Genomic DNA, 23938 nt, shown 5'->3' on the forward strand with positions numbered 1-23938 from the left:
TTGAATTGTAGCAAATAAGTTAATTTCTAGAAGGAAAAACACCTACCAAAGCAATAATATAATTAACAGCTAAATAAGGCTGTACATTAGTATGTGGTAGATTTCCACCTGTATTAAGTATATTCAAACCAGCATTAGCACTAATAGTTTGTCCATTAACAGTATTGTTAGCTGGTCCATAAGCATTTACAGGTGTTGCACCAATACCAGATCCAAAACTTGCACCAGAAGGGACATCTCCTGCTTGAGGAGTGCTACGAATACCAGCATCAGTACTTAATTGAATATGTTGGTCAGCAGCTGTATTGTTTTGAGTACTGTGACTATGACTTGGCATTTGAGTAACATTTAAGGTAACAGTTTCTGTTCCTCCTCTTTGACCTAATCTATAATCAGATAAACCTGGTCCTTGTCTAGGACCTATTGGGGTTCTTCCTCTTAAATCAGGTAAAGCAAAAGTTGTTCTTCCGTCTCCACCATAGGTGGTTCCTAAAATTGAAAATAAAGCAGTGTTTTGTGCAATTGATAATAATTGGCCATCACAAAATGCCCAACCTCTTGGTGCGAAGTTTCCTCCGAACATAACAATTTCTCCTATAAATGGATCCATAAGTAATAAAAGTTTAGTAGTTAATGTTTAGAACAACAATTTAGTAAAAAAAACAATATGCTTTACGTAACTGTTTAATTATTTTCTAATTATAGCTTTGGTTGCAAGTTTGTGAAATTGCTAAATGTTGAATATTTGTTTTCTAAAACCAAATTTAAAGACAAACTGAGCTAAACTTTAATTCTATTGTCTAAGTGTGTTTTATTGGTATGCGAACGTATATTTTTAAGGTATATACGTTTAAGTAGAAATGTTATTTACTGGTTAGTTTGTATTATCTCGGTTAGTTTTTTCTCCAAAAGAAAGGAGTTAATAAAATTAATACGGTAAATAACTCTAAACGACCAATTAACATTAAGAAAGAACAAAACCATTTTGCACCTACAGATAAGTGGTTAAAATTATCTACAGGGCTTACACTACCTATAGCAGGCCCAATATTTCCTAAAGAAGAGGCGCACGCACCTAGTGCAGATTTAATATCTAGCCCTAAAAAAGCTAAAATAACTGTACCTACTATAAAAATAAGCATGTACAATACGAAAAAAGAAAGAATATTAAATACAATTGTTTGGTTAACAGCTTTACCATCATAACGAACAGGTATAATGGCATTTGGATGTAGTGATTTTTTAAATTCTAGAAAGCTGTTTTTTAACATAATAATATGACGCACAATTTTCACTCCTCCAGAGGTTGAGCCAGCAGAACCTCCTAAGAAAAATAAAGAAAAGAAAATAGCAGTTACGAAAAAGCTCCACATAGTGAAATCTGCACTAACAAAACCTGTGGTGGTTACTACCGAAATTACTGAGAATAATGAATGTCTTATAGCACTTTCTACTTCTCCCCATACTTTTGGATGTTGAATACTAGTTTGTAAATTAGGATCTTGAAAAAAGATAATCATTAAAGCTACAATTCCAGCAATACAAGTAATACCAAAAAAATAGTATTTAAACTCTTCGCTTTGTATGACTTTTCTTACTTTTCCTTTTAAAGCAAAATAGGTAAGTACAAAGTTAGTTCCTGCAATAAACATAAAAAATATAATTATGTATTGAATTAAAGGAGACCCGTTCCAATGAGCAACACTTGCATTTTTTGTAGAGAACCCACCAGTACTTACTGTTGCCATAGAGTGGTTTATTGCATCAAACCAAGTCATTCCAGCTACTTTTAATAAAATAAACTCCACAACGGTTAGTAATACATATATCAACCATAAACGTTTTGCCGTATCAGTAATTCTTGGATGTAACTTATCTGCAGAAGGTCCTGGAGCTTCTGCCATAAAGAGCTGCATTCCTCCAATACCTAGTAAAGGTAAGATAGCAATGGTTAGTACGATTATTCCCATACCACCAATCCAATGTGTACAACTACGCCAAAATAAAATACCTTTAGGCATAGATTCAATGTCAGTTAAAATGGAAGAACCAGTAGTTGAGTATCCGGAAATAGTTTCAAAAAATGCATTGGTAATATTAGGAATACTTTCTGTAAGCAAGTAGGGAAGCATACCTGTAAATGACAAGGTGAGCCAACCTAGTGTAACTATGAGATACCCTTCTTTTTTATGAATGTTTTTATTATTGGGTTTATTGAAAAAAAATAATAAAGAGCCAAGAGCTATGGTTATAATTCCAGCATTTAAAATACCTAATTTGGCAGGTTCATCGTAATAAAAACTAAAAGGTAACGCAATCCACATAAACAATCCATTAAGGATGGCTGTTACTCCTAAAAATCGATAAACTAATTTGAGGTTAAGATTTTGCATTATTTGAATAAATCTTCTACAATATTGATGGCCTCAGGTAAACAAAAAACAATGGCTTTATCACCACTCTGTAGTTGGAAATCACCAAAAGACATTAATGCTTCTCCATTTCTAATTACACCTCCAATAATAGCTTCTCTGGGAAAACGCAATTCTCTTATTATTTTTTGAGTAACCTTTGCATTGGGTTGTACTTCAAATTCATAAACTTCTGCATCAACATTATGCAAATTAGCTAAAGCAACAACTTCTCCTTTTCTTATATGACGAAAAATATTACTTGCGGCTATTAATTTTTTATTAATGAGAGTATCAATACCAATAGTTTGAGAAATATTGATATAATCCATATTCTCAACCAGGGCTACTGTTTTTTTAACACCTTTAGATTTTGCAACTAGACAAGACATGATGTTGGTTTCAGAGTCTCCAGTCACAGCTACAAAAGCATCCATTTCTCTTATGCTTTCTTCTTCTAGCAATTCTAAATCTCTTCCATCACCATAAATTACTAAAGTGTTACGAAGATCTTCGGCTAGTTGTAAGGCTTTGTCTTTATCTTTTTCAATCAGTTTTACTTTAAAATTATCTTTACAAAGTTTTCTAGCTGTTTTGCGTCCAACACGGCTTCCTCCTAGAATCATTACGTTTGTAATGTCTATTTGTTCTTTACCAATAATAGGATATAGTTTGTCTATGCTGTATTTAGGGACAGAAAAATATACCTGATCGTTTATTTTATATTCTGTATCTCCACGAGGAATAATTGTTTGAGAAGTACCTTCACGTTTTATAGCAATGGTTATAAAATCTACCAAACAATACTTTTCTTTTGTTTCTTTAACTGTAAGGTCAAGTATAGGAGATTTATAACCAAGAGTAGTCCCCATGATGTTAAAAACACCATTTTCAAAGGCAACTGTATCATTAAAAGAAGATTGATTGAGTAATGATTTAATTTCTTCGGCAGCTAGTTCTTCAGGAGAAATCATAAAATCTACACCATAATCTTTAAAATTAATACAAGGGTTTTTTAAAAACTCAGGGTTGCTAATTCTAGCAATTGTTTTCTTTACGCCTAAAGCTTTACCAATGACAGATATGGTAAAGTTAGTGTTAGGGCTTTCGGTTACAGCCAAAAGTAAGTCAGCAGAACTTATACCAATTTCTTTTAACAGTTTTATAGAGGTAGCATCTCCTTTTTTGGTGATAACATCCAAATGGGTGTTTAGATAGTCTAATTTTTCACCATCAAAATCGATTACATAGGTGTCTTGTGCTTCGTAAGAAAGGAGTTTAGCCAAATGAAAACCAACGTCTCCAGCCCCGGCTATAATAATCTTCATATTAATAATTAAAAAAGATAGACTGCAAAGATACTGTGCTTCTTTTGGTTGTGCAAAAAATGAATTATATTTATAAACATGTAAAGAAAAAGTAATGAAAAAGATTTCTATAAAATCATGGGCATTAGATGATAGGCCTAGAGAAAAAATGTTATTTAAAGGTAAAACTATTTTATCAGATGCTGAGTTAATTGCAATTTTAATTAGTTCGGGTAATCGAGAAGAAAATGCAGTAGCTTTAGCTAAAAGAATATTACTATCTGTAAATAACGATTTAAATGCATTAGCAAAATTATCTGTAGAAGAGTTAATGAAATTCAAAGGAATAGGGGAGGCGAAGGCAATATCGATAATTACTGCCCTAGAGTTTGGAAAAAGAAGACAATTTGAAGAAAGAGCTAGTATTTCAAAGATTAAAAGCTCTGCTGATGTAGCAAAAATTATGCAACCCTTAATAGGAGATTTACAATATGAAGAGTTTTGGGTCTTGTATCTCAACAACTCTAATAAAGTATTAGCAAAGCATCAATTAAGTAAAGGAGGTTTTACAGCCACTTTAGTAGATATACGATTATTATACAAAAGAGCATTAGAACTTTCAGCATTAGGTGTAATAGTCTCTCATAATCATCCTTCAGGAAAATTATCACCCAGTAGTTCAGATATTGAGCTTACTAAAAAAATTAAAGAAGCAGGAAGTACTTTAGACATAAAGTTGTTAGACCATTTAATAATTACTGAAAAAGCGTATTTTAGCTTTGTAGATGAAGGACTTTTATAGTCGTTTTACACGTAATGACTACTTTATATCAAATTTATGATACTTATATACACCCACAAGGTTACTCCTAGAGTACGCTATATTTTCAAACATATCTTCACTCGTATTTTACAAGTTCAAATTGACTTTACAAGGAAAGTAGAAGAGTTTGTAGCATATAATGGACCTAAGTTTTCATATACAAATGTACCCTTAGGAAAAGAGTTTTTTATTCAAAGTAATGAACTGCTTTTTCAGCAAGGTATAAAAGATGTAACAGTAGTTGTTCAGAAATGGGAAGAAGTTCCTTGCTTTTTTGCAGCAGTTGAAGCTTCCGAAATTCCATTTGATATTTTTGCAGCTAGTTTTTTCTTAATTTCAAGATATGAAGAGTACTTACCACAGATAAAAGATGTGCATGGAAGGTTTTCGGCAACTGAAAGTATTGCTTACCAGCATGGTTTTTTAGAAAAACCTTTAGTTGATATTTGGGCATATAAATTTTTAACAGCATTGAAGCATAAGTTTCCAGATTTTGAGCATGTAACAAGAAAATATCAGTACATATCAACAATTGATGTAGATAATGCTTTTGCCTATAAACACAAAAGTTTTGTTAGAACTATTGGAGGTTTTTTAAAGGATGCATCTCAATTTAAAATTTTTACGATTTGGGATAGGTTCGCTGTTTTATTTAACCTTAAAAAAGATCCTTTCAATACATTTCAAAAAGCAATAAAGCTAAAGAAAAAATATAAAATTACCACTATTTTTTTCTTTCTAATAGGAGATTATACAACATTTGATACAAATGTATCAGCTTCAAAAAGAAAATTTAAATTATTAATAAAAGACATGGTTGATTATGCTCTTGTAGGGCTTCACCCGTCGTATTATACCATGAGTAATTCAGGAATGTTAAAAAAAGAAAAAGAACGTTTAGAGTCTATAACAAATACTCCTATAAAACGTTCTAGACAGCATTATTTAAGAGTATCTCTACCAGAAACGTACCAACAGTTAATAGATTTAGAGATAGATGAAGATTACTCTATGGGATATGCAACACATGTAGGGTTTAGAGCAAGTACTTGTACCCCTTTTTATTTTTACGATTTAGATTTTGAGATTCAAACACCATTAAAAATATATCCTTTCGCATTGATGGATACAACCTTGAACGATTATATGAAATTAACACCCAAGCAATCTTTAGGTAAAATTCGAGATTTAAAAAACGAAGTAAAAGCAGTAAATGGTGTTTTTATTACAGTATTTCATAATGAAAGTTTAAGTAATTACTTAAGGTGGAGAGGATGGAATAGGGTATATAATTCAATGCTTAAAATAGTAGGAAATGATTAGTATTAATACAAACATAAAGCATCTTTTTTTTGATTTAGATCATACATTGTGGGACTTTGACAGAAACTCTAAATTAATATTTCAGCAAATTTTTAAAGAGCAAAATATTTTAATACCCATTGATGTTTTCTTAGAAGTTTATGTTCCAGTAAATCTAAAATATTGGAGACTATATAGGGAAGATAAAATAGAAAAGTTAGCATTAAGGTATCATCGGTTAAAAGAAACATTTAATGTTTTAGAGTATGCTATTTCTGATACTTTAATCAATAAAATTTCAGAAGACTACATACAGTATTTACCTAATTTTAATTACCTTTTTCCTGATGCTATTGAGGTTTTACAGTATTTAGAAAACAAATACCAGTTGCACATTATTACAAATGGGTTCGAAAAAGTTCAAAACTTAAAGCTTAAAAAATCAGGAATACATATCTTTTTTAAAGAAATAATAACTTCGGAATGCGTAGGAGCTAAAAAACCTAACACTAAAGTTTTTGAATTTGCTTTAGAGAAAGCTGGTGCGAAGGCAAATGAATCATTAATGATAGGAGATAGTTATGAAGCCGATATAATGGGAGCAATAAATTCAGGAATGAAGGCGATACATTTCACTCAAGAAAGTAGAAATAATAATATATTGAGTGTTTCAAACTTAATAGGTTTAAAAAAATATATGTAAACTAAGCTTAATCGTATAAAATTATAAAAAATACTATTCCTTTATTTTACTACTAACAACAACTAAAGGGTTTGCCCAAAAAAGTATTCGTAATTATAAATATATTCCATTAGAAGAAAATAAAAAGTTTGAAAATAAAACTGTGTAAAGAGTTGCTTCGAGTCTAAGGTTGTAAAAAGTAAACCTATTGAAATTAAAAGAGAGCATAAAACAAGAGAAGTATTATATGCGGAACCAAATTCTACAGGTTTTCAATTGGTAAATACCAAGACAGAGGTTGTTTTTAAGGTATTAAAAACGAATATGAAGGGTCTTTTTATAATTAAAGATAAATACGGAATTCTATACAAAAACAGAAATTATTGGTTTGCTAAATATCATCTTAAAACCGAGAAAGAGATCAAAGAATATCAGATTAAATTCCAATAAAACCCCTTTTCTTTAATAGTTGTATTTATCCTTCCAACGTTGCTTTAGTAATTCTCTAAACTGATTTTCACGAGCATTATTACCGGGTTCGTATAGTTTAGTGTTTTTAATTTCGTTAGGTAAAAATTCTTGATTTACAAAATTCCCTAAATAATTGTGAGAGTACTGATAGTCTTTTCCATAATCTAAATCTTTCATTAGTTTTGTAGGAGCATTTCTTAAGTGGAGAGGAACAGATAAATCTCCTGTTGTTTTAACTAGTTTTTGTGCTTCGCCAATAGCCATGTATGAAGCATTACTTTTAGCTGAATTAGCTAAATAGACAGCACATTGACTTAAAATAATCCTAGATTCGGGGTAGCCAATAACGGAAACAGCTTGAAAAGTGTTGTTAGCTAGGATTAAGGCTGTCGGATTAGCATTGCCAATATCTTCAGAAGCAGCAATTAACATTCTACGAGCAATAAATTTTACATCTTCACCACCTTCAATCATACGAGCTAACCAATAAACAGCAGCGTTAGGATCACTTCCTCTTATAGATTTTATAAAAGCTGAAACTATATCATAATGTTGTTCACCAGTTTTATCATAACGAACGGTATTCTTCTGAATCTTAGCTAACACCAATTCATTAGTAATCTCAATTTCATCATCAGCAGCAACTAATAATTCAAAAATATTTAAGAGTTTACGTGCATCACCTCCAGAAACCTGAAGTAACGCATCCGTCTCTTTTAAATTAATATTTTTCTTAGAAATAATCTCATCTTTATCCATAGCTCTATATAAGAGAGCAATTAAATCATTCTTATCAAAAGAGTTCAAAATATAGACTTGGCAACGAGAGAGTAGGGCGGGTATAACCTCAAAGCTTGGGTTTTCTGTTGTTGCACCAACCAAAGTGACCCAGCCTTTTTCTACAGCACCTAGTAAAGAATCTTGCTGTGATTTACTAAAGCGATGAATTTCATCAATAAACAAAATTGGATTTTTATGAGTAAACAAACCACCACTTTTTTTAGCTTTTTCTATTACTTCACGAACATCTTTTACACCAGAGCTAATAGCACTTAAAGTATAAAATGGACGGCCAGATTCATTTGCAATAATATTTGCTAGTGTAGTTTTACCAATTCCTGGAGGGCCCCATAAAATTAAAGAAGGAATGATTCCTTGTTTAATATGATTGGTTAATATTCCATTTTCGCCTACCAAATGTTGTTGACTTATATAGTCACTTAAGTTCTGTGGACGAATTCTTTCTGCCAAAGGTTGATTCATAATGTAAAAATAGCAAAGATTTATGACAGAACTTCAGAAACACTACTTTGGATTTATTTTTGTTATTTTAATCTTTATGAAAACAGATCAACAATTAAAATTTTCTCCAACTATTTTTGTAATTCCTTTCTTATTTGTTTTTATATTATGGTTTGTTTATTGGTTGGAAATTAAATTTGGATGGAATTTTAATAAATATGGAGTATTTCCGAGAAATTTTAGCGGTTTAAAAGGGGTTTTTTGTTCTCCTTTTGTCCATAGTGATATAAATCATCTTTTTAATAATTCGGTTCCTTTATTCGTGCTTTCTGCGTGTCTTTTTTACTTTTATAAGGAAGTAGCTGTCAAAGTTTTGATATATGGAGGCATTTTGACTGGACTTTTGACATGGATAATTGCTCGTGAATCCTACCATATTGGAGCAAGTGGAGTAGTATATTTACTTTTTAGTTTTGTGCTTTTTAGTGGAATTATAAAAAAGAATTATAGGTTAGTAGCTGTTTCTTTTATTACTATATTCTTATATGGTAGTATGGTTTGGTATGTGTTACCAATTAAAGAAGGAATGTCTTGGGAAGGGCATTTATCAGGTTTAATTACTGGAGTCGCATTGGCTTTGCTATATAGAAATAAAGGAATAATTAGGGAAAGGTTTGAATTTTCTAAAACAGAATTTGATAATATGTTTGATGAAGATGGAAATTATGTTCCACCAATTATTGAAGAAGAAGTTGAGTTTGAATTGAAGGAAATACAATACCGTTACATTTATAAAAATGAAGAGGAATAAAAAATCCTGCTATTAAGTAGGATTTTTTATTTTATAAACGTTGTCTTACAGCTTCGTATAAAAATGCACCACATGCAACTGATACATTAAGAGATTCTATTTCTCCTAATAAAGGTAATTTAGCTTTGTAGTCGGCCATTTTTAATACTGAATTACTTACTCCTTTATGTTCAGAACCCATAATGATTGCTATTGGTTGGTTAAAGTCAACATCAAAAACTGAATCTTCAGTTTTTTCAGTTGCAGCCACTAGCTTAATATCTGCTGCTTTAAATTGAAATATAGCATCTTTAATATGGTCTACTTTACAAATAGGTATTTTAAAAGCTGCTCCAGCTGAGGTTTTAATGGTTTCAGCATTTACAGGTGCACTACCGCTTTTCTGAATGATAATTCCGTTTACACCAGTACACTCAGCGGTTCTGATAATTGCTCCGAAATTTCTCACATCAGAAACTTGATCAAGCAATAAGAATAAGGGAGTTTTATCAGACTCTAAAGTTGATTCTAAAAGAGTTTCTAAATCGTGGAATTCTATAGGAGAAATTTTAGCAACAGCACCTTGATGGTTATTGTGTTTAGATAAACGATCTAGCTTTTCTGTAGGAACTACACTAGTTGAAATTTTATTTTTTTTCAATAGCTTATCTAATTGAAAAAATAAATCTCCTCTCAAGCCCTTTTGAAGATATACTTTATTAATTGAAGCCTCACTTTCTATGGCTTCAATAATGGCTCTAATACCAAAAATATTTGTGTTTTCTTCCATGCTGCAAATGTAGTTGATTTTATGGTATAAAAAAACCACCTCAAAGAGGTGGTTTTAATATTATTTAGAGCTAATTTTTTTGAATTGGTTTGTGTCAAAATCTTTAGATTCAGAAGAACTAAAGTCTCCTTCTCGAGAGGCTTTAACAACACCTCCTGAAGAGTCTAATATTTTCCAACTAGTCTCGCTACCGTATCCGTCAGAAGTAATATCTAATATTTCTGATATCTCAGAAGAATTTTGAATGTAATTAACAGTAGTAGAACTTCTATTCTCCATTAGAAAGCCCTTCTTTAGTTTCAAAAGTTAAGACTAACTTGTTTACACCAATACTTAAGTTGGTGTCTGACAACTGAATTATTAATGTTATTTAGTTTTGATTTGCAGGAATAGTTACTGCATAATAACCAACATAAGCATTGGTAGTATCCATATCAACAGAAACTCCAAAAGTTCTATCAGGACCTGTAATATTAGTAGTATATATAATAATATCGTAAATAGTTGTAGAACCAACACAAGTAGAGTATGAAGACTCACTAAATGTTATGTAGTTGGTATTTAAAGGTTCTACTTTATCATCACAGCAGCTTAAAGAAAAACTAGCAATTATAGCTAGAAATAGTAATTTTATATTTTTTTATAATTGTTGAGTTTAAAAGTTATTGGTTTAAAAAAAAGCTGCCAATCCTATAAAAAGGATTGACAGCTTAATAAAAAGTTGTTTATTGGTTTTGGTTTGAGATAAATGGATTATTTTGAATCTCATCTAGAGGAATTTCAAATTGCATTTTCTCATCGTTGTAAGGTATAGCTTCGCCTACAAAAGAAAGGTGATTAGCACCTCTTGAAGTAGTCGCTTTAAAACGCTTCATAGCCAAGAAACTCTTACCTTCACCCCATAATTCTATACGAGTTTGTAAGTAAATTTCATCTAATAAAGCTTGACCACTAAGTGCATCTATATAAGAAGCGTCAGGAACTCTTCTTTCAACTAAAGCTTTTAAAGATGTTCTTGCAGCACCTTCAGCACCATTTTTAGCATTTGCTTCAGCGTTTAATAAATAAGCTTCTTCAATACGCATATATACATAATCAGCAGTTAAACCAGATTGAGGTCCAGTACCAAATTTAGGAAACTCAGCCGCATCGTGATAGAATTTATATAATGGTTGTAAATGTCTACCAACAGAAGGTAAATTTAAGAATTGACCTTTTCTTGCATCGTCATTAGGAATAGCAGCATATAAGTCTGAATCCATAGCTTTGAGATCACCAGCCCAAGCATAACTGTATGAATATGCATCAATTTGACCCCACCAAGAAACTAATCCTAACTCGTTAGTTTCAGTAATGTCAACACCCCACATCCAACTTGGGTTTTGATAATTGTTAAAACCATTAGTAACTTCACTTGACGCTAACATAGTATGGTTTCCTGCATCGATAACTTGTTGAGTTAAAGTCGCAACTTCACCATCTCTACCTCCTTTTGCTCCAAGAACATAGGCAAGCATTATTTTGGCAATATCTTGGTTCACCTGAACTTTGTCACTTCTATTGAATCCTTCTAAAAGACCTATTGCCTCTGTTAGGTCATTTTCCATTAAATCATATATTTCAGAAGCAGTAGATTTAGGAAGGTTTGAAGTGATGGGTTCAATATACATAGGTAAAATTTCTTCAGCTCCATTATATTCTTTTTGGAAATACTGAGTTAAGTAGAAATAAGAGTGAGCTCTCATTACTTTAGCCTGTCCTAAGTTGAATTTATTTTCCTGTAAATCAGGATTAGCATCATTACCACCCAAACTTTTAATTACGTTATTAGCAGATCTAATAATTCTGTAATAATATCTCCATACCATTCTGTTTCTTCCTCTAGTAAAATCTAAAGGCGCTTGAAACTCAGTAATATCTGCACGATACCAACCATAACTGCTTACACTTAAAGCCATGTCTCCACATAACATATCACCAAAAATATCATACCCTTTTTGTCCAAAGTCATCATGGTTAGTAGTACCACCTGTTCCAGTTTGGAACATTTGAGCATAGATACCATTAATAAAACCAGCAGGAACAGCATCGTTTGTTATAGCTCCTTGGGCTAATTGTACGTCTGTAAATGTATTCGTTGGTTGTGACTCGCCTGAAGTCCCATCATTTATCAATTCATCACTACAACTAAAAGATAAACTTAAAGCTGTTGCTAATAAACTTATTTTAAATATTTTTTTCATTTTGTAAATTTTTAAAATTTAACTCTTACACCCATAGTAATAGTAGTTGCTGGAGCATAAATTCTTCTAGCAGAACTACCATTTTCTCTTACACTTGGGTTAAACCCTTCTCTAGCACTATTTAAATACAGGTTATCTCCTGACATCCATATATTGATATTATCAATTCCAGAGTCCCCCATAAACTTACTAGGAACTGTATAACCAATTCTAGCATTATTTAAGGCAATGTAATCTGTACTTGTAATAAACCTTGAAGATAGAGATGTGCTGTTTGTAATAAAGTTATCTGTTAAAGCAGGAACATCAGTAATGTCTCCAGGTTGTTGCCATCTATTAAGGATATCTCTATGGAAGTTATTTCCAGCTGCCCCAAAACGATCACTCATTAACTCAGCATATTGAGCATCATAAGCATAACCACCTAAGCTATAAGTAAACTGAGTAGAGAAGTCAAAACTTTTAACTTTACCTGATAATCTAAAAGAACCTCTTAAGTCTGGAATAAAAGACTTGTTTAAATATTTCTGAGTTGCATCAGAAAAAATTTTAGTAACCTGTCTTTTGATATTGGTGTTAGAAGATAACTTCTCATATTCGTATAATGAACTTGTAGAAGATTCATCACCGTTTTCAAGAGTTGAAAAATCTTCTTCACCTGCATCTAAAACATCGTTGTTGTTTTTATCATCATAGTATTGGTACCACATTGGAGCACCGTCAGAAGGATCTACACCAGCCCATTCTCTCATGTAAAAATCAAACATAGATCTACCAGGAGCAAATGCGTAAGCACCATCTGCACTTGAGTTTTCATCAATGATTTTTTCTTTACCTGTAGTTGGATCTATAGGTAATGTAATAAATTCATTACTTAACATTTCTCCATTTAAAGATAAATCTAACTTAAAATCTTGCTTATTGAAAATATGTCCAGTTATATCAAATTCCAATCCTGCATTTAACACCTCACCATCGTTAACTACAATAGAAGAGAAACCAGCAGAAGGACCAACCCTTTGGTCAAAGAATAAGTTGTCTGTGTTTTTTCTATAGTAATCAAAATTAGCATCTAAGTAATTACCTAAAGAAGCCTCAATACCTCCTTGTAACATTCTAGAAGTTTCCCAAGTTAATAAATCACGTCCAGGTCTGGTTTCAAATAAGGCTAGCTTTCCACCCGCAACATCAGAACCAAAAACACTAAATGCATCAGTTGTTGTTGCTCCGTCCTGATCACCAGTAACACCCCAAGACACTTTCGCTTTTAAGAATGAAAAAATGCTATTAGACATAAAGTCTTCTTCACTAATAACCCAAGAAGCACCTACTGAACCAAACACACCCCATTTTTCTTTTATAAAACGAGAAGAACCATCTGTTCTTAAAGAACCTGTTAAATAGTATTTATTTAGATAGTTATAATTAACCTGTCCAAAATAAGATTCAATTGCAGAACCATTTTGAGTTCCACCTGCAGGAGTTTGTGGTTGTAAATAATTACTTAAGTTTAATAAACCTGGTACAATAACTTCTTGTTTACTTTGACTAGAAGATTCGAACCTAAATTTAAATAATTCATGACCTAATAAAGCTTCAAAATTATGATCACCAAAAGACTTTTTGTAACGTAGTAATTGTGTGAACGTTTGAGACCATCTGATACGGTCTCTTACAAATAAAGTACCTCCATTTTGTGCAGCTGTACCATAGGCATGATTACCGGCAGATGCAAATCTTTCAAAAGAGTATTGACCTCCAAATCTAACTTCAGCAGAAAATTCATCTGATAGTTTAAATTTCGTATTCACATTACCATTTAAGGCATGAGTTTCTGCTCTGTTAATATCTAAAACGGCAGAACCAATAGGGTTTAAAAGATTGGCATTAGGTCTTGTTCTGTCAAAACCATTTGTAGCGCCAGTAGGACTACCATAATCATATTGATAACCACCATAAACTGGATCAGGAATTAAATCACCAGTATTAGGAAACCTTGCAAAAACAGGGTAAATAGGAGCCATCTTATCAGCAAATTCAAATAAGTTTTCTGAACCAGCAGTTTGACCATTGTTATTACTTTCAGAATATGCATACCCTATGTTAGCACCTACTTCTAACCATTCTTTAATGTCAGAAGTTAAGTTTAATCTTGTTGTAATTCTACTATAATCAGAATTAATTGAGTATCCTGAATCATCTAAATAGCCCATAGAGAAGAAATATTTAGATTTTTCTGATCCTCCACCTAATCTTAAGTTAGCTTCAGTTCTGATTCCTGTACCAAAAGCTTCATCAGCATATCTTTCAGGAGTATATAATCTGTTTACACCTTCTCTTACCGACCTTGTATTAGGGTCAATTAAATCAGCTGCAGTAGCTGCATTCCACATATTGTATCCAGAACCAATTCCATTGTCACCCAATAATAAACCATTAGCATATGCTACAGGGTCAGCTTGTCCAGAACCAACACCTCTATTATATAATCCTTCCCATACTAAACCAATATATTTTTCTGGACTTCGCATAACATTATATCTAGGAATAGCTTGAAAGTTAACCCCTGTTTTAACATCAGCTTCGATATAAGAAGATTCTGCAGAAGAAGTCCCTGACTTAGTAGTAATTAAGATTACACCGTTAGCTCCTCTAGATCCATAAATAGCCGTTGCTGTAGCATCTTTCAGTACAGTTGTACTTTTGATATCAGATGGGTTAATAGAGTTTAAGTTAAACGCACTACCCAAAGCTATACCATCAATAACGTAAAGTGGAGCCCTGTTTCCTAATGGAGAACCATAACCACGAATACGAACAGTACCAACTGTACCTGGTTGACCAGATGTGTTGATAACAGTTACACCAGCAACCTCACCCGCTAAAGCTTGAGATACATTTGAAAATGATTTAGCTTCAAGGTTCTCAGTGCTAACGACAGAAGCTGTACCAGCATATGCCTTTTTAGTTGTGGTACCATAACCTACAACAACAACTTCTTCTAATAAGTTATCAGTTTCTAATACAATACTAATTTGGTTAGAAGCACCAACGGTTCTTTCAGCTGTTTTCATACCAACAAAACTGTAAACTAAAATGTCACCTGTTTTTGCTTGAATAGAATAATTTCCATCAAAATCCGTTTCGGTACCTTGAGTAGTACCCTTTTTTAAAATAGTCACCCCCGGTAGTGGACCAGATTCATCTGAAACAGTACCTGAAATTGTTTTCTCTTGTGCAAAGGATATTTGCACAATCAACGCTAGAAATAGCGTTAAAATTCCATTAAACTTTGTTCTCATTATGTAATTATTTGAATTAATTAAATGCTAAAATCCTAAATATATCTTAAATAAACAATTTTTTAACATAAAAAAGAAATGTTTGTTTATGATTATGCAATTTTTTCTAAGTCGTAGTGTTGAAGATTTTTTTTATGTTAAAAAAAAGCCTCAAGGAATTTAATCCAAGAGGCTAAAAATATTTAAATAGATATTTTTTTTGTATTTAAAATATTATTTATCCCACCAAAGTTTTGTAAATAATCCATCTTCACCTTGAGCAGCAACTGCAGCTTCATAGTTAGACTTGTTTTGATTTGCTTCAGCAATAGGATACGCATGTCTTACAGGGATTGAGTTTCCTGTAAGAGCATCAACAGCTGGTGTTAAATTAGGGTAATCTAATCTTCTCCATTCAGCCCAGGCTTCATAAGGTTGGTAAAATAATGCTAGCCATTTTTGCTCTGCTATTTGATTCATAGCATTAGCTGCATTATAAACTACATCAGCTTCTAAAAGATATGCGTTAGCGTCGGCATCAGATACTCCCCATTGCTTCATAGAAGCAATAACTCCTTCTTCATAATATGTTTGTGCACTTCCCGATATCCAACCCAATAAAGCAGCTTCAGCCTTATTAAAAGATATTTGCGCATACGTAAACATTGGAAGGTCTCTTTCTCCGTTTTTAATTAAATCATCATTCATGAATGATACATCAGCATTAGGAATAGATCCAGCATCTGCCCATCCGTATTGAAGACCAACAAAAGTACCAGTTGAAGCAGCAGGTTCTCCAAACATTGGAAGTCTAGGGTCGTTTAAATCTTGCATTCTGTCTACTAAAACATCACTTAAACATTCATCTGTTCTACCACTATCTACATAATCATCTTGGTAAGGGTTGTCATATGCATCATTTGAAATTGAAGGAAACATAATGTCCTCTGATACACTAGAAATAACTCCAGCACTCATCGCTTCATTAAATTTAGTTGCAGCATAACCACCAGCAGAAGGATATACTTTCGCTAAACGAATTGCCATGTTCATTTTTAATGTATTGGCAAATTTCTTCCAAGAAGACATGTTTCCTCCAAAAAGAATATCTCCTTCTGGACCAGAACCACCGTCCATTTGAGCTAATGCTTCATCAATTTTATCAAAAAGATCTGTATAGATTTCTTCTTGTGAATCATATATTGACTTAGAAGAAGCTACTCCTCCAAATGCATTACTGTAAGGAAGCATTCCCCAACGGTCTGTTGCCCATTGGAAATAATATGCCCACATTATTTTAGCAACAGCAATTTGGTTGTTGTTAGAACCAAACACTGCAGCATTGCCTTTTGTGTCTGGATTTGTATTTAGGTCTATTATTTGAAGTAAATTAGGGAAAATTTTGTTGTAAATATTTACTGTTCCATCTGTACCTGTTCCACTTCCAGTTACATTCCAGTTGAAGTTAATAGTTTGGTATCTAGACTCTTCAGTGTATTGTGTTTGCGATAAGTGTTGTACATATAACGAAGGAGTTGCTGTACCGCTTAAACTTACAGTTCCTACTATTTTTGATTGTACACCGGTCAATAAAGATGCACTAATTGGATTTACAGGATTGTTCTTATCTATACCTGTATCACCAAAGTCGTAGCTTTCACAACCAACTAATAAAATAGAGGCTGCTACCGTTGCTAACAAGCTTTTAAATGTTTTCATTATTTAAATGTTTTTAATTAAAATTTAACTTTAATATTTAAACCAAATGTTCTACTACTAGGTAATTGACCACCTTCTTCCCAACGTAAACCGCCAGCTGAAGTATTTTCAATTTCTGAAGGGTCAATACCATCAACGCTAGAGTAAATTAACCATAAGTTGTTCGCAAAAGCATTTAAAGTAATGCTTTCAACAAAAGTGTTTTCAAACATTTTGTTTGGTAAGTCATACCCTAAAGATAACTGTCTTAATTTAACGTAAGTAGCATCATAAATCCATCTTTCGTGTAAAGCAAATAACCTATTCCAGTAAGTTTGAGATTCAACATAATATGATGCTGGACTTCCAGTAGTAGAATCAACTCCTTCTAATAAAACCCCTCCTGAATTTGGTTGTATGTCACTTGCTGGTACATAATTAGCAACTCCAGCAGAACCTACTACATCATCTCTTACAGGATTTCCTAAGGCATTGTTTCCTACCGTATTTTCTAATAAACCTGAATAGTGTCCGAACATTTGAGATACAGAGAAGAATTTACCTCCGCTTTGGAAGTCAAATTGAGCATTTAAAGTAATGTTTTTGTATCTAAATGTATTGTTAAATCCACCTGTGAAATCAGGTAATAAGTTTCCTAAATATTGATTTTCTTCAAACTCAATTCTACCTTGATCGTCCAATAACATATTTCCACTATCATCTCTAGTGATTTTTCTACCATAAATAGCACCCCATTCTTCTCCTTTTCTAGATTGAATAGTTAATCCTCTCCAAGAAGTGTCTAATATTTGATTCTCAATTTCTTCACCTGTTTCAGGGTCAATATAAAGCTCATCAGTAACTCTTTTTAATGTAGCAAAATTTAATCCTACGTTCCATTCAAAGTTTTCGTTTTTGATAGGAGTACCTAATAAAGCAATTTCAAAACCAGTAGAAGTTGACTTCCCTGAGTTTACATTAGATCCAAAATAACCAGAAGCAGGAGATAAAGGAACTGTTATAGGAGTATCTTCATCTTTTCTATTAAAGTAGGTAAAGTCGATTCCTAATCTATTGTTTAAAAACTGTAATTCAGTACCTACCTCAAATTCTGTTCTAACTCCTCCTTCAATTATAGGATTAGCTTGATTAGTATTATTATAGAAAGGAACAGTTCCATTGTAGTTAGTACCCAATTGATATGTTTGTGTAGTACTACCAAACGCTACTAAACTAGGAGCTTGAGCGTACCCAACTCTTAATTTACCAAAAGATAATACGTTTCTATTTCCTATTAATTTACTAAACAAGAAACTTCCAGATCCACCGTATGTAATTATTCTGTTTTTATCAGGGTTGGCGTTTGAATTCCAATCTCCCCTAATAGAACCGTCAATATATAACATGTCTTTATAACCTAAAGAAGCAGTAGCAAATAAACCATTGTTTTTTGCTTCAGAATTAAAAGCAGTATAATTAGGTCTATCTTTAGATGAGGCAATAGAAAATACTCCAGGGATAGTTAAACCACCAACAGTTTCTGAATCTATAGATCGTTGCTTATCTTGTCTCATTTCTAAACCAACGGTAGCAGAAATGTCTAAGTTATCGCTAATGTCTTTTTGATATGTAGCCGCTGTGAAAAATTCAAATGAAGAAATAGTGTTTTCTCTTTCAGAATAAGCAGTTTGGTTTAGTCCTCCAAAACCAACTCTTGAATTACTTCTGTAAGCATTTACAGTTCTTCTAAATTCTACGTTTAAACTTAAATCTTCGTACACATCATAATTTAAACCAAAGTTACCATAAGTAGCATCTTTAATTTGGTTTTTAGTGTTGTTTTCTGTTTCAAAAAACGGAGAATCCCAGTATAAAGGTTTAGTATTACTTGTACTTCTAATATTCCAAGTATACCACTGACCATTTTGAAAATCATTTCTTTTAAGTCTGTCAATATCTATTTGTCTTTGCCACCATTGGTTAAAGTTAGAGGCAACACCACCATATCCTCCGTTAGGATTATTCACAGTGGTTCTGTTTTGGTAATTCACATTAGTGTAAACTTCTAATTTATCATTAACGTTGTAGCTAGCGCTCACACTTATTTGTTTCTGTTGTCTTTCAGAGTTAGGCATAACCCCTTCGATATCAACATTTCTTAAAACGGTTTTGATGTTGTAGTCTTCGCCAGCTTTCGTAAATGTTAAGGTAGTATTGTTGGTGATACCAGTATTGAAAAAGTTCTTTACATTATTTGGGTTGGCAGACCAAGGTCTTAATTTACCAAACTCAGAAGAACCTGGTATCCAGCTATCCCAATGTCTAACTAATGTACCATCTAATCTTGGACCCCAAGATTCATCAGCTGCATAGTTAGGGATGTTTTGGCCATTTAAATTAGTAAATTGTTGTGTATAACCACCACCATACTCATTTTGGTAATCTGGTAAAATATACACGTTAGAAACTTGAAGAGACTGGTCTAAAATTATTGAAGATTTTCCTTTTTTTCCTCTTTTAGAAGTAATTACTACTACCCCGTTTTTTCCAATAGGTCCATATAAAGCAGTTGCTGCACTACCTTTTAAAACACTAAGATCTTCAATATCATCAGTATTTATATCTGAAGCATTATCAACTTTAACACCATCAACAACATACAAAAGGTTTTGCTCACCTCTTAAACGAATTAAAGCATTTCCAAAACCAGTACTAGGAGCTCCAAGAATTTGAACACCTGCTACTCTACCAGCAATAGAGTTGTTAATGTCTACCTCTCTAGTTTGAGTTAATTGTTCAGCTTTAACAGTTTGCTGAGCAAAACCTAAAGATTTTTTCTCTCTTTTAATTCCAAGTGCAGTTACTACAACTTCGTCCAGAATATTATCACTAGACATGGTAATATTCATTGTGTTAGAAGAACCAACTGTTTTTTCTATAGTTTTCATTCCAACAAAACTAAAGGTAAGCACATCTCCAGTATTTGCGTTAATGGAGAATTTCCCATTAAAATCAGTTTCTACACCTAAAGTGGTGCCTTTCTTTAATACATTAACTCCAGGTAGAGGTCCTGTTTCGTCAGAAACTGTACCTGAAATCGTTTTCTCTTGAGCAAAGGATATTTGCACAATCAACGCTAAGAGTAGCGTTAAAATTCCATTAAACTTTGTTTTCATCATGTAATTATTTGAATTAATTGAGCCAAAAATCATAAATAAAACTTAAATAAACAAGGTATTTGTCAAAATATTCTTAAAATATAAATATTAAATGTTTTGTTTGAGCTTTATTTAGAGGATTGTGTTTTGTTTTTTAATAAATATTGTTGTTTTTATAATGTGTTTAACTTTTTAGTATTAGGCTTATTAGTTTAGGTACTGGTAATAGCGGTTGAGTGTTTGATTGCTGTAATTGTGTTGGTAAGGATAGAAAATAACTTCTTGATGCTTGGATAATTAGAAAATTGTCTTACATTTGCACACTCTTAAAATTAGAGTAATTTAAGTACAAATTAAAAACAAGTAATAATTTAGTATGCCAACTATTCAACAATTAGTTCGTAAAGGAAGAACCAAAATAACTAAGAAGAGTAAATCGGCTGCACTACAATCATGTCCTCAAAGACGTGGAGTTTGTACGCGTGTGTATACCACTACACCTAAGAAACCTAACTCAGCAATGCGTAAGGTGGCAAGGGTGAGATTAACCAATGGTAACGAAATCAACGCGTATATTCCAGGTGAAGGACATAATTTGCAAGAGCACTCGATAGTATTAGTTAGAGGTGGAAGGGTAAAAGATTTACCAGGTGTTAAATATCACGTGGTACGTGGAGCATTAGATACTGCAGGAGTTGAGGGTAGAACCCAACGTAGATCTAAGTATGGTGCAAAACGCCCTAAAGACAAAAAGTAAAAATTAATTAGTAACTTTTTTAATGTAAAGACATGAGGAAAAGAAGAGCTAAAAAAAGAGTTTTGTTACCAGATCCAAGATTCAATGATCAATTGGTTACACGTTTTGTGAATAACTTAATGTGGGATGGTAAGAAATCTGTAGCGTTCAAAGTGTTTTACGATGCAATGGATATCGTGAATGAAAAAAAGACTGACGAAGAAAAGTCAGCTTTAGAAGTGTGGAAAGATGGTTTGTCTAACGTGATGCCTCACGTAGAAGTTCGTTCTCGCCGTGTAGGTGGAGCAACATTCCAAATTCCAATGCAAATTCGTCCAGACCGTAAGGTTTCTATGGCGATTAAATGGTTGATTTCATATGCGCGTAAGCGTAATGAGAAAACAATGGCACAACGTTTAGCAGCTGAAATATTAGCTGCTGCTAAAGAAGAAGGAGCTGCTGTTAAGAAAAGAGTAGATACTCATAAGATGGCTGAAGCGAACAAAGCATTCTCACACTTTAGATTTTAATAAGAAATGGCAAGAGATTTAAAATATACAAGAAATATAGGTATTGCTGCTCATATTGATGCTGGTAAAACAACAACAACAGAGCGTATCCTTTTCTATACAGGAGTGTCTCATAAGATTGGAGAAGTTCATGACGGAGCTTCTACAATGGACTGGATGGAGCAAGAAGCTGAAAGAGGTATTACTATTACTTCAGCAGCCACTACTTGTACATGGCAGTTTCCATTAGAGAACGCGAAGCCATTACCTGAAACTAAAGATTATCACTTTAATATAATTGATACTCCAGGTCACGTTGACTTTACCGTAGAGGTAAACCGTTCGTTACGTGTATTAGACGGATTAGTGTTCTTATTCTCTGCAGTAGATGGAGTAGAGCCACAGTCTGAAACCAACTGGCGTTTAGCTGATAACTACAAAGTACCTCGTATTGGATTCGTTAATAAAATGGATCGCCAAGGAGCAAACTTTTTAGCAGTATGTCAGCAAGTAAAAGATATGTTAAAGTCTAATGCAGTGCCAATCGTATTAAACATTGGTGATGAAGCTGATTTTAAAGGTATAGTTGATTTAGTTAAGAACCGTGCTATTATATGGCATGACGATAACTATGGTTCAACTTTCGATGTAGTTGATATTCCAGAAGAATTAAAAGAAGAAGCTCGTGAGTTACGTGGTAAGTTAATCGAAGAGGTTGCAGCTTATGACGAAAGCTTATTAGAGAAATATATGGAAGATGAAGACTCTATTACAGAAGAAGAAGTGCATGCTGCATTAAGAGCTGCTGTAATGGATATGTCTATTATTCCTATGGTTTGTGGTTCTTCTTTTAAAAATAAAGGGGTGCAGTTCTTATTAGATGCTGTATGTCGTTATTTACCTTCTCCAGTAGATAGAGATAATATCATAGGAACAAACCCTGATACTGGTGAAGAAGAAATACGTAAACCAGATGTAAAATCACCATTTTCTGCTTTAGCATTTAAAATTGCTACCGATCCTTTTGTAGGACGTTTAGCTTTCTTCCGTGCGTATTCTGGTCGTTTAGATGCAGGTTCTTACGTGTTGAACAACCGTTCAGGTAAAAAAGAACGTATTTCACGTATTTACCAAATGCACTCTAATAAGCAAAATGCAATCGATTATATCGAAGCAGGAGATATTGGAGCTGGAGTAGGATTTAAAGATATTAAAACAGGTGATACTTTATCAGACGAAAAGAATCCAATCGTTTTAGAATCTATGGATTTTCCAGATCCTGTAATTGGTATTGCTGTTGAGCCTAAAACTAAGGCTGATGTAGATAAATTAGGTATGTCTTTAGCTAAGTTAGCTGAAGAAGACCCAACGTTTACTGTAAAAACAGACGAAGCCTCAGGACAAACAGTAATTTCAGGAATGGGTGAGTTACACTTAGATATTATTGTAGATCGTTTAAAACGTGAGTTTAAGGTTGAAGTAAATCAAGGGCAACCACAAGTAGAATATAAAGAAGCTTTAACAGCTGCTGCAAATCACAGAGAGGTTTATAAGAAACAATCTGGTGGACGTGGTAAGTTTGCTGATATTGTATTTACTATGGAGCCGGCTGATGAAGGTGTAACAGGATTACAATTTGAGTCTACTATTAAAGGTGGTAACGTTCCTAAAGAATTTGTACCGTCTGTAGAAAAAGGGTTCAAAGAAGCAATGAAGAATGGTCCTTTAGCTGGTTATGAAATGGATTCGATGAAAATTACTTTAAAGGATGGATCTTTCCACCCTGTAGATTCTGATCAATTATCATTCGAATTAGCTGCTAAAATGGGTTATAAAGCTGCTGCAAAAGCTGCAAGAGCTGTAATCATGGAGCCAATGATGAAATTAGAAGTGTTAACGCCAGAGGAAAACATGGGAGATATCGTTGGAGACTTAAACAGAAGAAGAGGACAAGTAAACGATATGAGTGATCGTGCTGGATCTAAAGTAGTGAAAGCTATCGTTCCTTTATCAGAAATGTTTGGGTATGTTACTTCTTTAAGAACATTATCTTCAGGTAGAGCAACTTCTACAATGGAGTTCTCTCATTATGCAGAAACTCCAAGTAACATTTCAGAAGAAGTAATCGCAAACGCTAAAGGTTAATTAAGATGAGTCAAAAAATTAGAATAAAGTTAAAATCTTACGATTATAATTTAGTAGACAAGTCTGCTGAAAAAATCGTAAAGACAGTAAAGAGTACTGGTGCTGTAGTAAACGGACCAATTCCTTTACCAACAAATAAAAAGATTTTTACCGTATTACGTTCACCACACGTAAACAAAAAATCAAGAGAGCAATTTCAATTATCTGCTTACAAAAGATTATTAGACATTTATAGTTCTTCTTCAAAAACTATTGATGCATTAATGAAGCTTGAGTTACCAAGTGGAGTTGAAGTTGAGATTAAAGTATAAGTAAATCAATAACTTTCGGTTTAATTTTGTTAAGCCGAA

The 23938-nt window shown here is 33.0% G+C and carries 18 protein-coding genes; 8 read left to right on the plus strand and 10 right to left on the minus strand.

Annotation, left to right across the window (positions count from 1 at the left end; translation table 11 throughout):
• Positions 1-19: 19 nt before the first annotated feature.
• The 3 genes from ACKTSW_RS11660 to trkA form a co-directional block, all read right to left on the minus strand.
• Positions 20-610 (minus strand): phage tail protein, encoded by a 591-nt coding sequence (locus ACKTSW_RS11660; protein WP_408025437.1) that lies wholly within the window; start codon positions 608-610, stop codon positions 20-22.
• Positions 611-893: 283 nt separating this feature from the next.
• Positions 894-2393: a TrkH family potassium uptake protein gene (locus tag ACKTSW_RS11665; protein ID WP_408025438.1), complete on the minus strand. Its 1500-nt coding sequence runs from the start codon at positions 2391-2393 to the stop codon at positions 894-896.
• Positions 2393-3739 (minus strand): Trk system potassium transporter TrkA, encoded by a 1347-nt coding sequence (trkA, locus tag ACKTSW_RS11670; protein ID WP_408025439.1) that lies wholly within the window; start codon positions 3737-3739, stop codon positions 2393-2395. The genes ACKTSW_RS11665 and trkA overlap by 1 nt, the downstream gene beginning before the upstream one ends.
• Positions 3740-3833: 94 nt before the next feature.
• On the opposite strand from trkA, the gene radC reads away from it, so the two are divergent.
• From radC to ACKTSW_RS11685, 3 genes are read left to right on the plus strand one after another with little or no spacing between them, the layout of a single operon-like run.
• Entirely contained in the window at positions 3834-4520 is a 687-nt protein-coding gene (gene radC / locus ACKTSW_RS11675; RefSeq protein ID WP_408025440.1) for a RadC family protein, read from the plus strand.
• Positions 4521-4556: 36 nt separating this feature from the next.
• On the plus strand, positions 4557-5864 hold the full coding sequence (locus ACKTSW_RS11680; protein ID WP_408025441.1) for a polysaccharide deacetylase family protein: 1308 nt from the start codon (positions 4557-4559) through the stop codon (positions 5862-5864).
• Positions 5857-6546 (plus strand): YjjG family noncanonical pyrimidine nucleotidase, encoded by a 690-nt coding sequence (locus tag ACKTSW_RS11685; RefSeq protein WP_408025442.1) that lies wholly within the window; start codon positions 5857-5859, stop codon positions 6544-6546. The genes ACKTSW_RS11680 and ACKTSW_RS11685 overlap by 8 nt, the downstream gene beginning before the upstream one ends.
• 441 nt (positions 6547-6987) lie before the next feature.
• Here ACKTSW_RS11685 and ACKTSW_RS11690 read toward each other — a convergent pair whose 3' ends face one another.
• Positions 6988-8259: a replication-associated recombination protein A gene (locus ACKTSW_RS11690; RefSeq protein ID WP_408025443.1), complete on the minus strand. Its 1272-nt coding sequence runs from the start codon at positions 8257-8259 to the stop codon at positions 6988-6990.
• A gap of 22 nt (positions 8260-8281) precedes the next feature.
• On the opposite strand from ACKTSW_RS11690, the gene ACKTSW_RS11695 reads away from it, so the two are divergent.
• On the plus strand, positions 8282-9049 hold the full coding sequence (locus ACKTSW_RS11695) for a rhomboid family intramembrane serine protease (protein WP_408025444.1): 768 nt from the start codon (positions 8282-8284) through the stop codon (positions 9047-9049).
• Between the two features lie 31 nt (positions 9050-9080).
• Here ACKTSW_RS11695 and rlmB read toward each other — a convergent pair whose 3' ends face one another.
• From rlmB to ACKTSW_RS11725, 6 genes are all read right to left on the minus strand, one after another.
• Positions 9081-9818: a 23S rRNA (guanosine(2251)-2'-O)-methyltransferase RlmB gene (rlmB, locus tag ACKTSW_RS11700; protein WP_408025445.1), complete on the minus strand. Its 738-nt coding sequence runs from the start codon at positions 9816-9818 to the stop codon at positions 9081-9083.
• Positions 9819-9878: 60 nt separating this feature from the next.
• On the minus strand, positions 9879-10097 hold the full coding sequence (locus tag ACKTSW_RS11705; protein WP_408025446.1) for a hypothetical protein: 219 nt from the start codon (positions 10095-10097) through the stop codon (positions 9879-9881).
• Positions 10098-10543: 446 nt separating this feature from the next.
• Entirely contained in the window at positions 10544-12061 is a 1518-nt protein-coding gene (locus ACKTSW_RS11710; protein ID WP_408025447.1) for a RagB/SusD family nutrient uptake outer membrane protein, read from the minus strand.
• 11 nt (positions 12062-12072) lie between these two features.
• Positions 12073-15363, minus strand: a complete 3291-nt coding sequence (locus ACKTSW_RS11715) for a SusC/RagA family TonB-linked outer membrane protein (protein WP_408025448.1) — start codon at positions 15361-15363, stop codon at positions 12073-12075.
• Positions 15364-15576: 213 nt separating this feature from the next.
• On the minus strand, positions 15577-17061 hold the full coding sequence (locus tag ACKTSW_RS11720) for a SusD/RagB family nutrient-binding outer membrane lipoprotein (protein ID WP_408025449.1): 1485 nt from the start codon (positions 17059-17061) through the stop codon (positions 15577-15579).
• A gap of 17 nt (positions 17062-17078) precedes the next feature.
• Positions 17079-20219: a SusC/RagA family TonB-linked outer membrane protein gene (locus ACKTSW_RS11725; RefSeq protein ID WP_408025450.1), complete on the minus strand. Its 3141-nt coding sequence runs from the start codon at positions 20217-20219 to the stop codon at positions 17079-17081.
• A 355-nt stretch (positions 20220-20574) separates the two neighbouring features.
• Between ACKTSW_RS11725 and rpsL the strand changes: the two genes are divergently transcribed.
• Genes rpsL through rpsJ form a run of 4 tightly spaced genes read left to right on the plus strand, consistent with a single transcriptional unit; the run spans position 20575 to position 23899 of the window.
• Positions 20575-20955, plus strand: a complete 381-nt coding sequence (gene rpsL / locus ACKTSW_RS11730) for a 30S ribosomal protein S12 (protein ID WP_115900422.1) — start codon at positions 20575-20577, stop codon at positions 20953-20955.
• Positions 20956-20987: 32 nt separating this feature from the next.
• A complete protein-coding gene (rpsG, locus tag ACKTSW_RS11735; protein WP_408025451.1) occupies positions 20988-21464 on the plus strand; it encodes a 30S ribosomal protein S7 in 477 nt (158 codons plus the stop codon).
• Positions 21465-21470: 6 nt separating this feature from the next.
• Positions 21471-23588: an elongation factor G gene (fusA, locus tag ACKTSW_RS11740; protein ID WP_408025452.1), complete on the plus strand. Its 2118-nt coding sequence runs from the start codon at positions 21471-21473 to the stop codon at positions 23586-23588.
• Positions 23589-23593: 5 nt separating this feature from the next.
• The gene (rpsJ, locus tag ACKTSW_RS11745; RefSeq protein WP_024740605.1) at positions 23594-23899 is read left to right on the plus strand and encodes a 30S ribosomal protein S10; all 306 of its coding nucleotides are present in this window, start codon (positions 23594-23596) and stop codon (positions 23897-23899) included.
• Positions 23900-23938 lie beyond the last annotated feature (39 nt).

This window comes from Tenacibaculum sediminilitoris, from assembly GCF_964513795.1.
Lineage (GTDB): Bacteria > Bacteroidota > Bacteroidia > Flavobacteriales > Flavobacteriaceae > Polaribacter > Polaribacter sediminilitoris.

What these genes read in the sequence shown, in the direction of transcription:
- ACKTSW_RS11660 (WP_408025437.1), bottom strand. Translation starts at nt 610, where the DNA reads ATGGATCCATTTATAGGAGAAATTGTTATGTTCGGAGGAAACTTCGCA.
- ACKTSW_RS11665 (WP_408025438.1), bottom strand. Translation starts at nt 2,393, where the DNA reads ATGCAAAATCTTAACCTCAAATTAGTTTATCGATTTTTAGGAGTAACA.
- trkA (WP_408025439.1), bottom strand. Translation starts at nt 3,739, where the DNA reads ATGAAGATTATTATAGCCGGGGCTGGAGACGTTGGTTTTCATTTGGCT.
- radC (WP_408025440.1), top strand. Translation starts at nt 3,834, where the DNA reads ATGAAAAAGATTTCTATAAAATCATGGGCATTAGATGATAGGCCTAGA.
- ACKTSW_RS11680 (WP_408025441.1), top strand. Translation starts at nt 4,557, where the DNA reads ATGATACTTATATACACCCACAAGGTTACTCCTAGAGTACGCTATATT.
- ACKTSW_RS11685 (WP_408025442.1), top strand. Translation starts at nt 5,857, where the DNA reads ATGATTAGTATTAATACAAACATAAAGCATCTTTTTTTTGATTTAGAT.
- ACKTSW_RS11690 (WP_408025443.1), bottom strand. Translation starts at nt 8,259, where the DNA reads ATGAATCAACCTTTGGCAGAAAGAATTCGTCCACAGAACTTAAGTGAC.
- ACKTSW_RS11695 (WP_408025444.1), top strand. Translation starts at nt 8,282, where the DNA reads ATGACAGAACTTCAGAAACACTACTTTGGATTTATTTTTGTTATTTTA.
- rlmB (WP_408025445.1), bottom strand. Translation starts at nt 9,818, where the DNA reads ATGGAAGAAAACACAAATATTTTTGGTATTAGAGCCATTATTGAAGCC.
- ACKTSW_RS11705 (WP_408025446.1), bottom strand. Translation starts at nt 10,097, where the DNA reads ATGGAGAATAGAAGTTCTACTACTGTTAATTACATTCAAAATTCTTCT.
- ACKTSW_RS11710 (WP_408025447.1), bottom strand. Translation starts at nt 12,061, where the DNA reads ATGAAAAAAATATTTAAAATAAGTTTATTAGCAACAGCTTTAAGTTTA.
- ACKTSW_RS11715 (WP_408025448.1), bottom strand. Translation starts at nt 15,363, where the DNA reads ATGAGAACAAAGTTTAATGGAATTTTAACGCTATTTCTAGCGTTGATT.
- ACKTSW_RS11720 (WP_408025449.1), bottom strand. Translation starts at nt 17,061, where the DNA reads ATGAAAACATTTAAAAGCTTGTTAGCAACGGTAGCAGCCTCTATTTTA.
- ACKTSW_RS11725 (WP_408025450.1), bottom strand. Translation starts at nt 20,219, where the DNA reads ATGATGAAAACAAAGTTTAATGGAATTTTAACGCTACTCTTAGCGTTG.
- rpsL (WP_115900422.1), top strand. Translation starts at nt 20,575, where the DNA reads ATGCCAACTATTCAACAATTAGTTCGTAAAGGAAGAACCAAAATAACT.
- rpsG (WP_408025451.1), top strand. Translation starts at nt 20,988, where the DNA reads ATGAGGAAAAGAAGAGCTAAAAAAAGAGTTTTGTTACCAGATCCAAGA.
- fusA (WP_408025452.1), top strand. Translation starts at nt 21,471, where the DNA reads ATGGCAAGAGATTTAAAATATACAAGAAATATAGGTATTGCTGCTCAT.
- rpsJ (WP_024740605.1), top strand. Translation starts at nt 23,594, where the DNA reads ATGAGTCAAAAAATTAGAATAAAGTTAAAATCTTACGATTATAATTTA.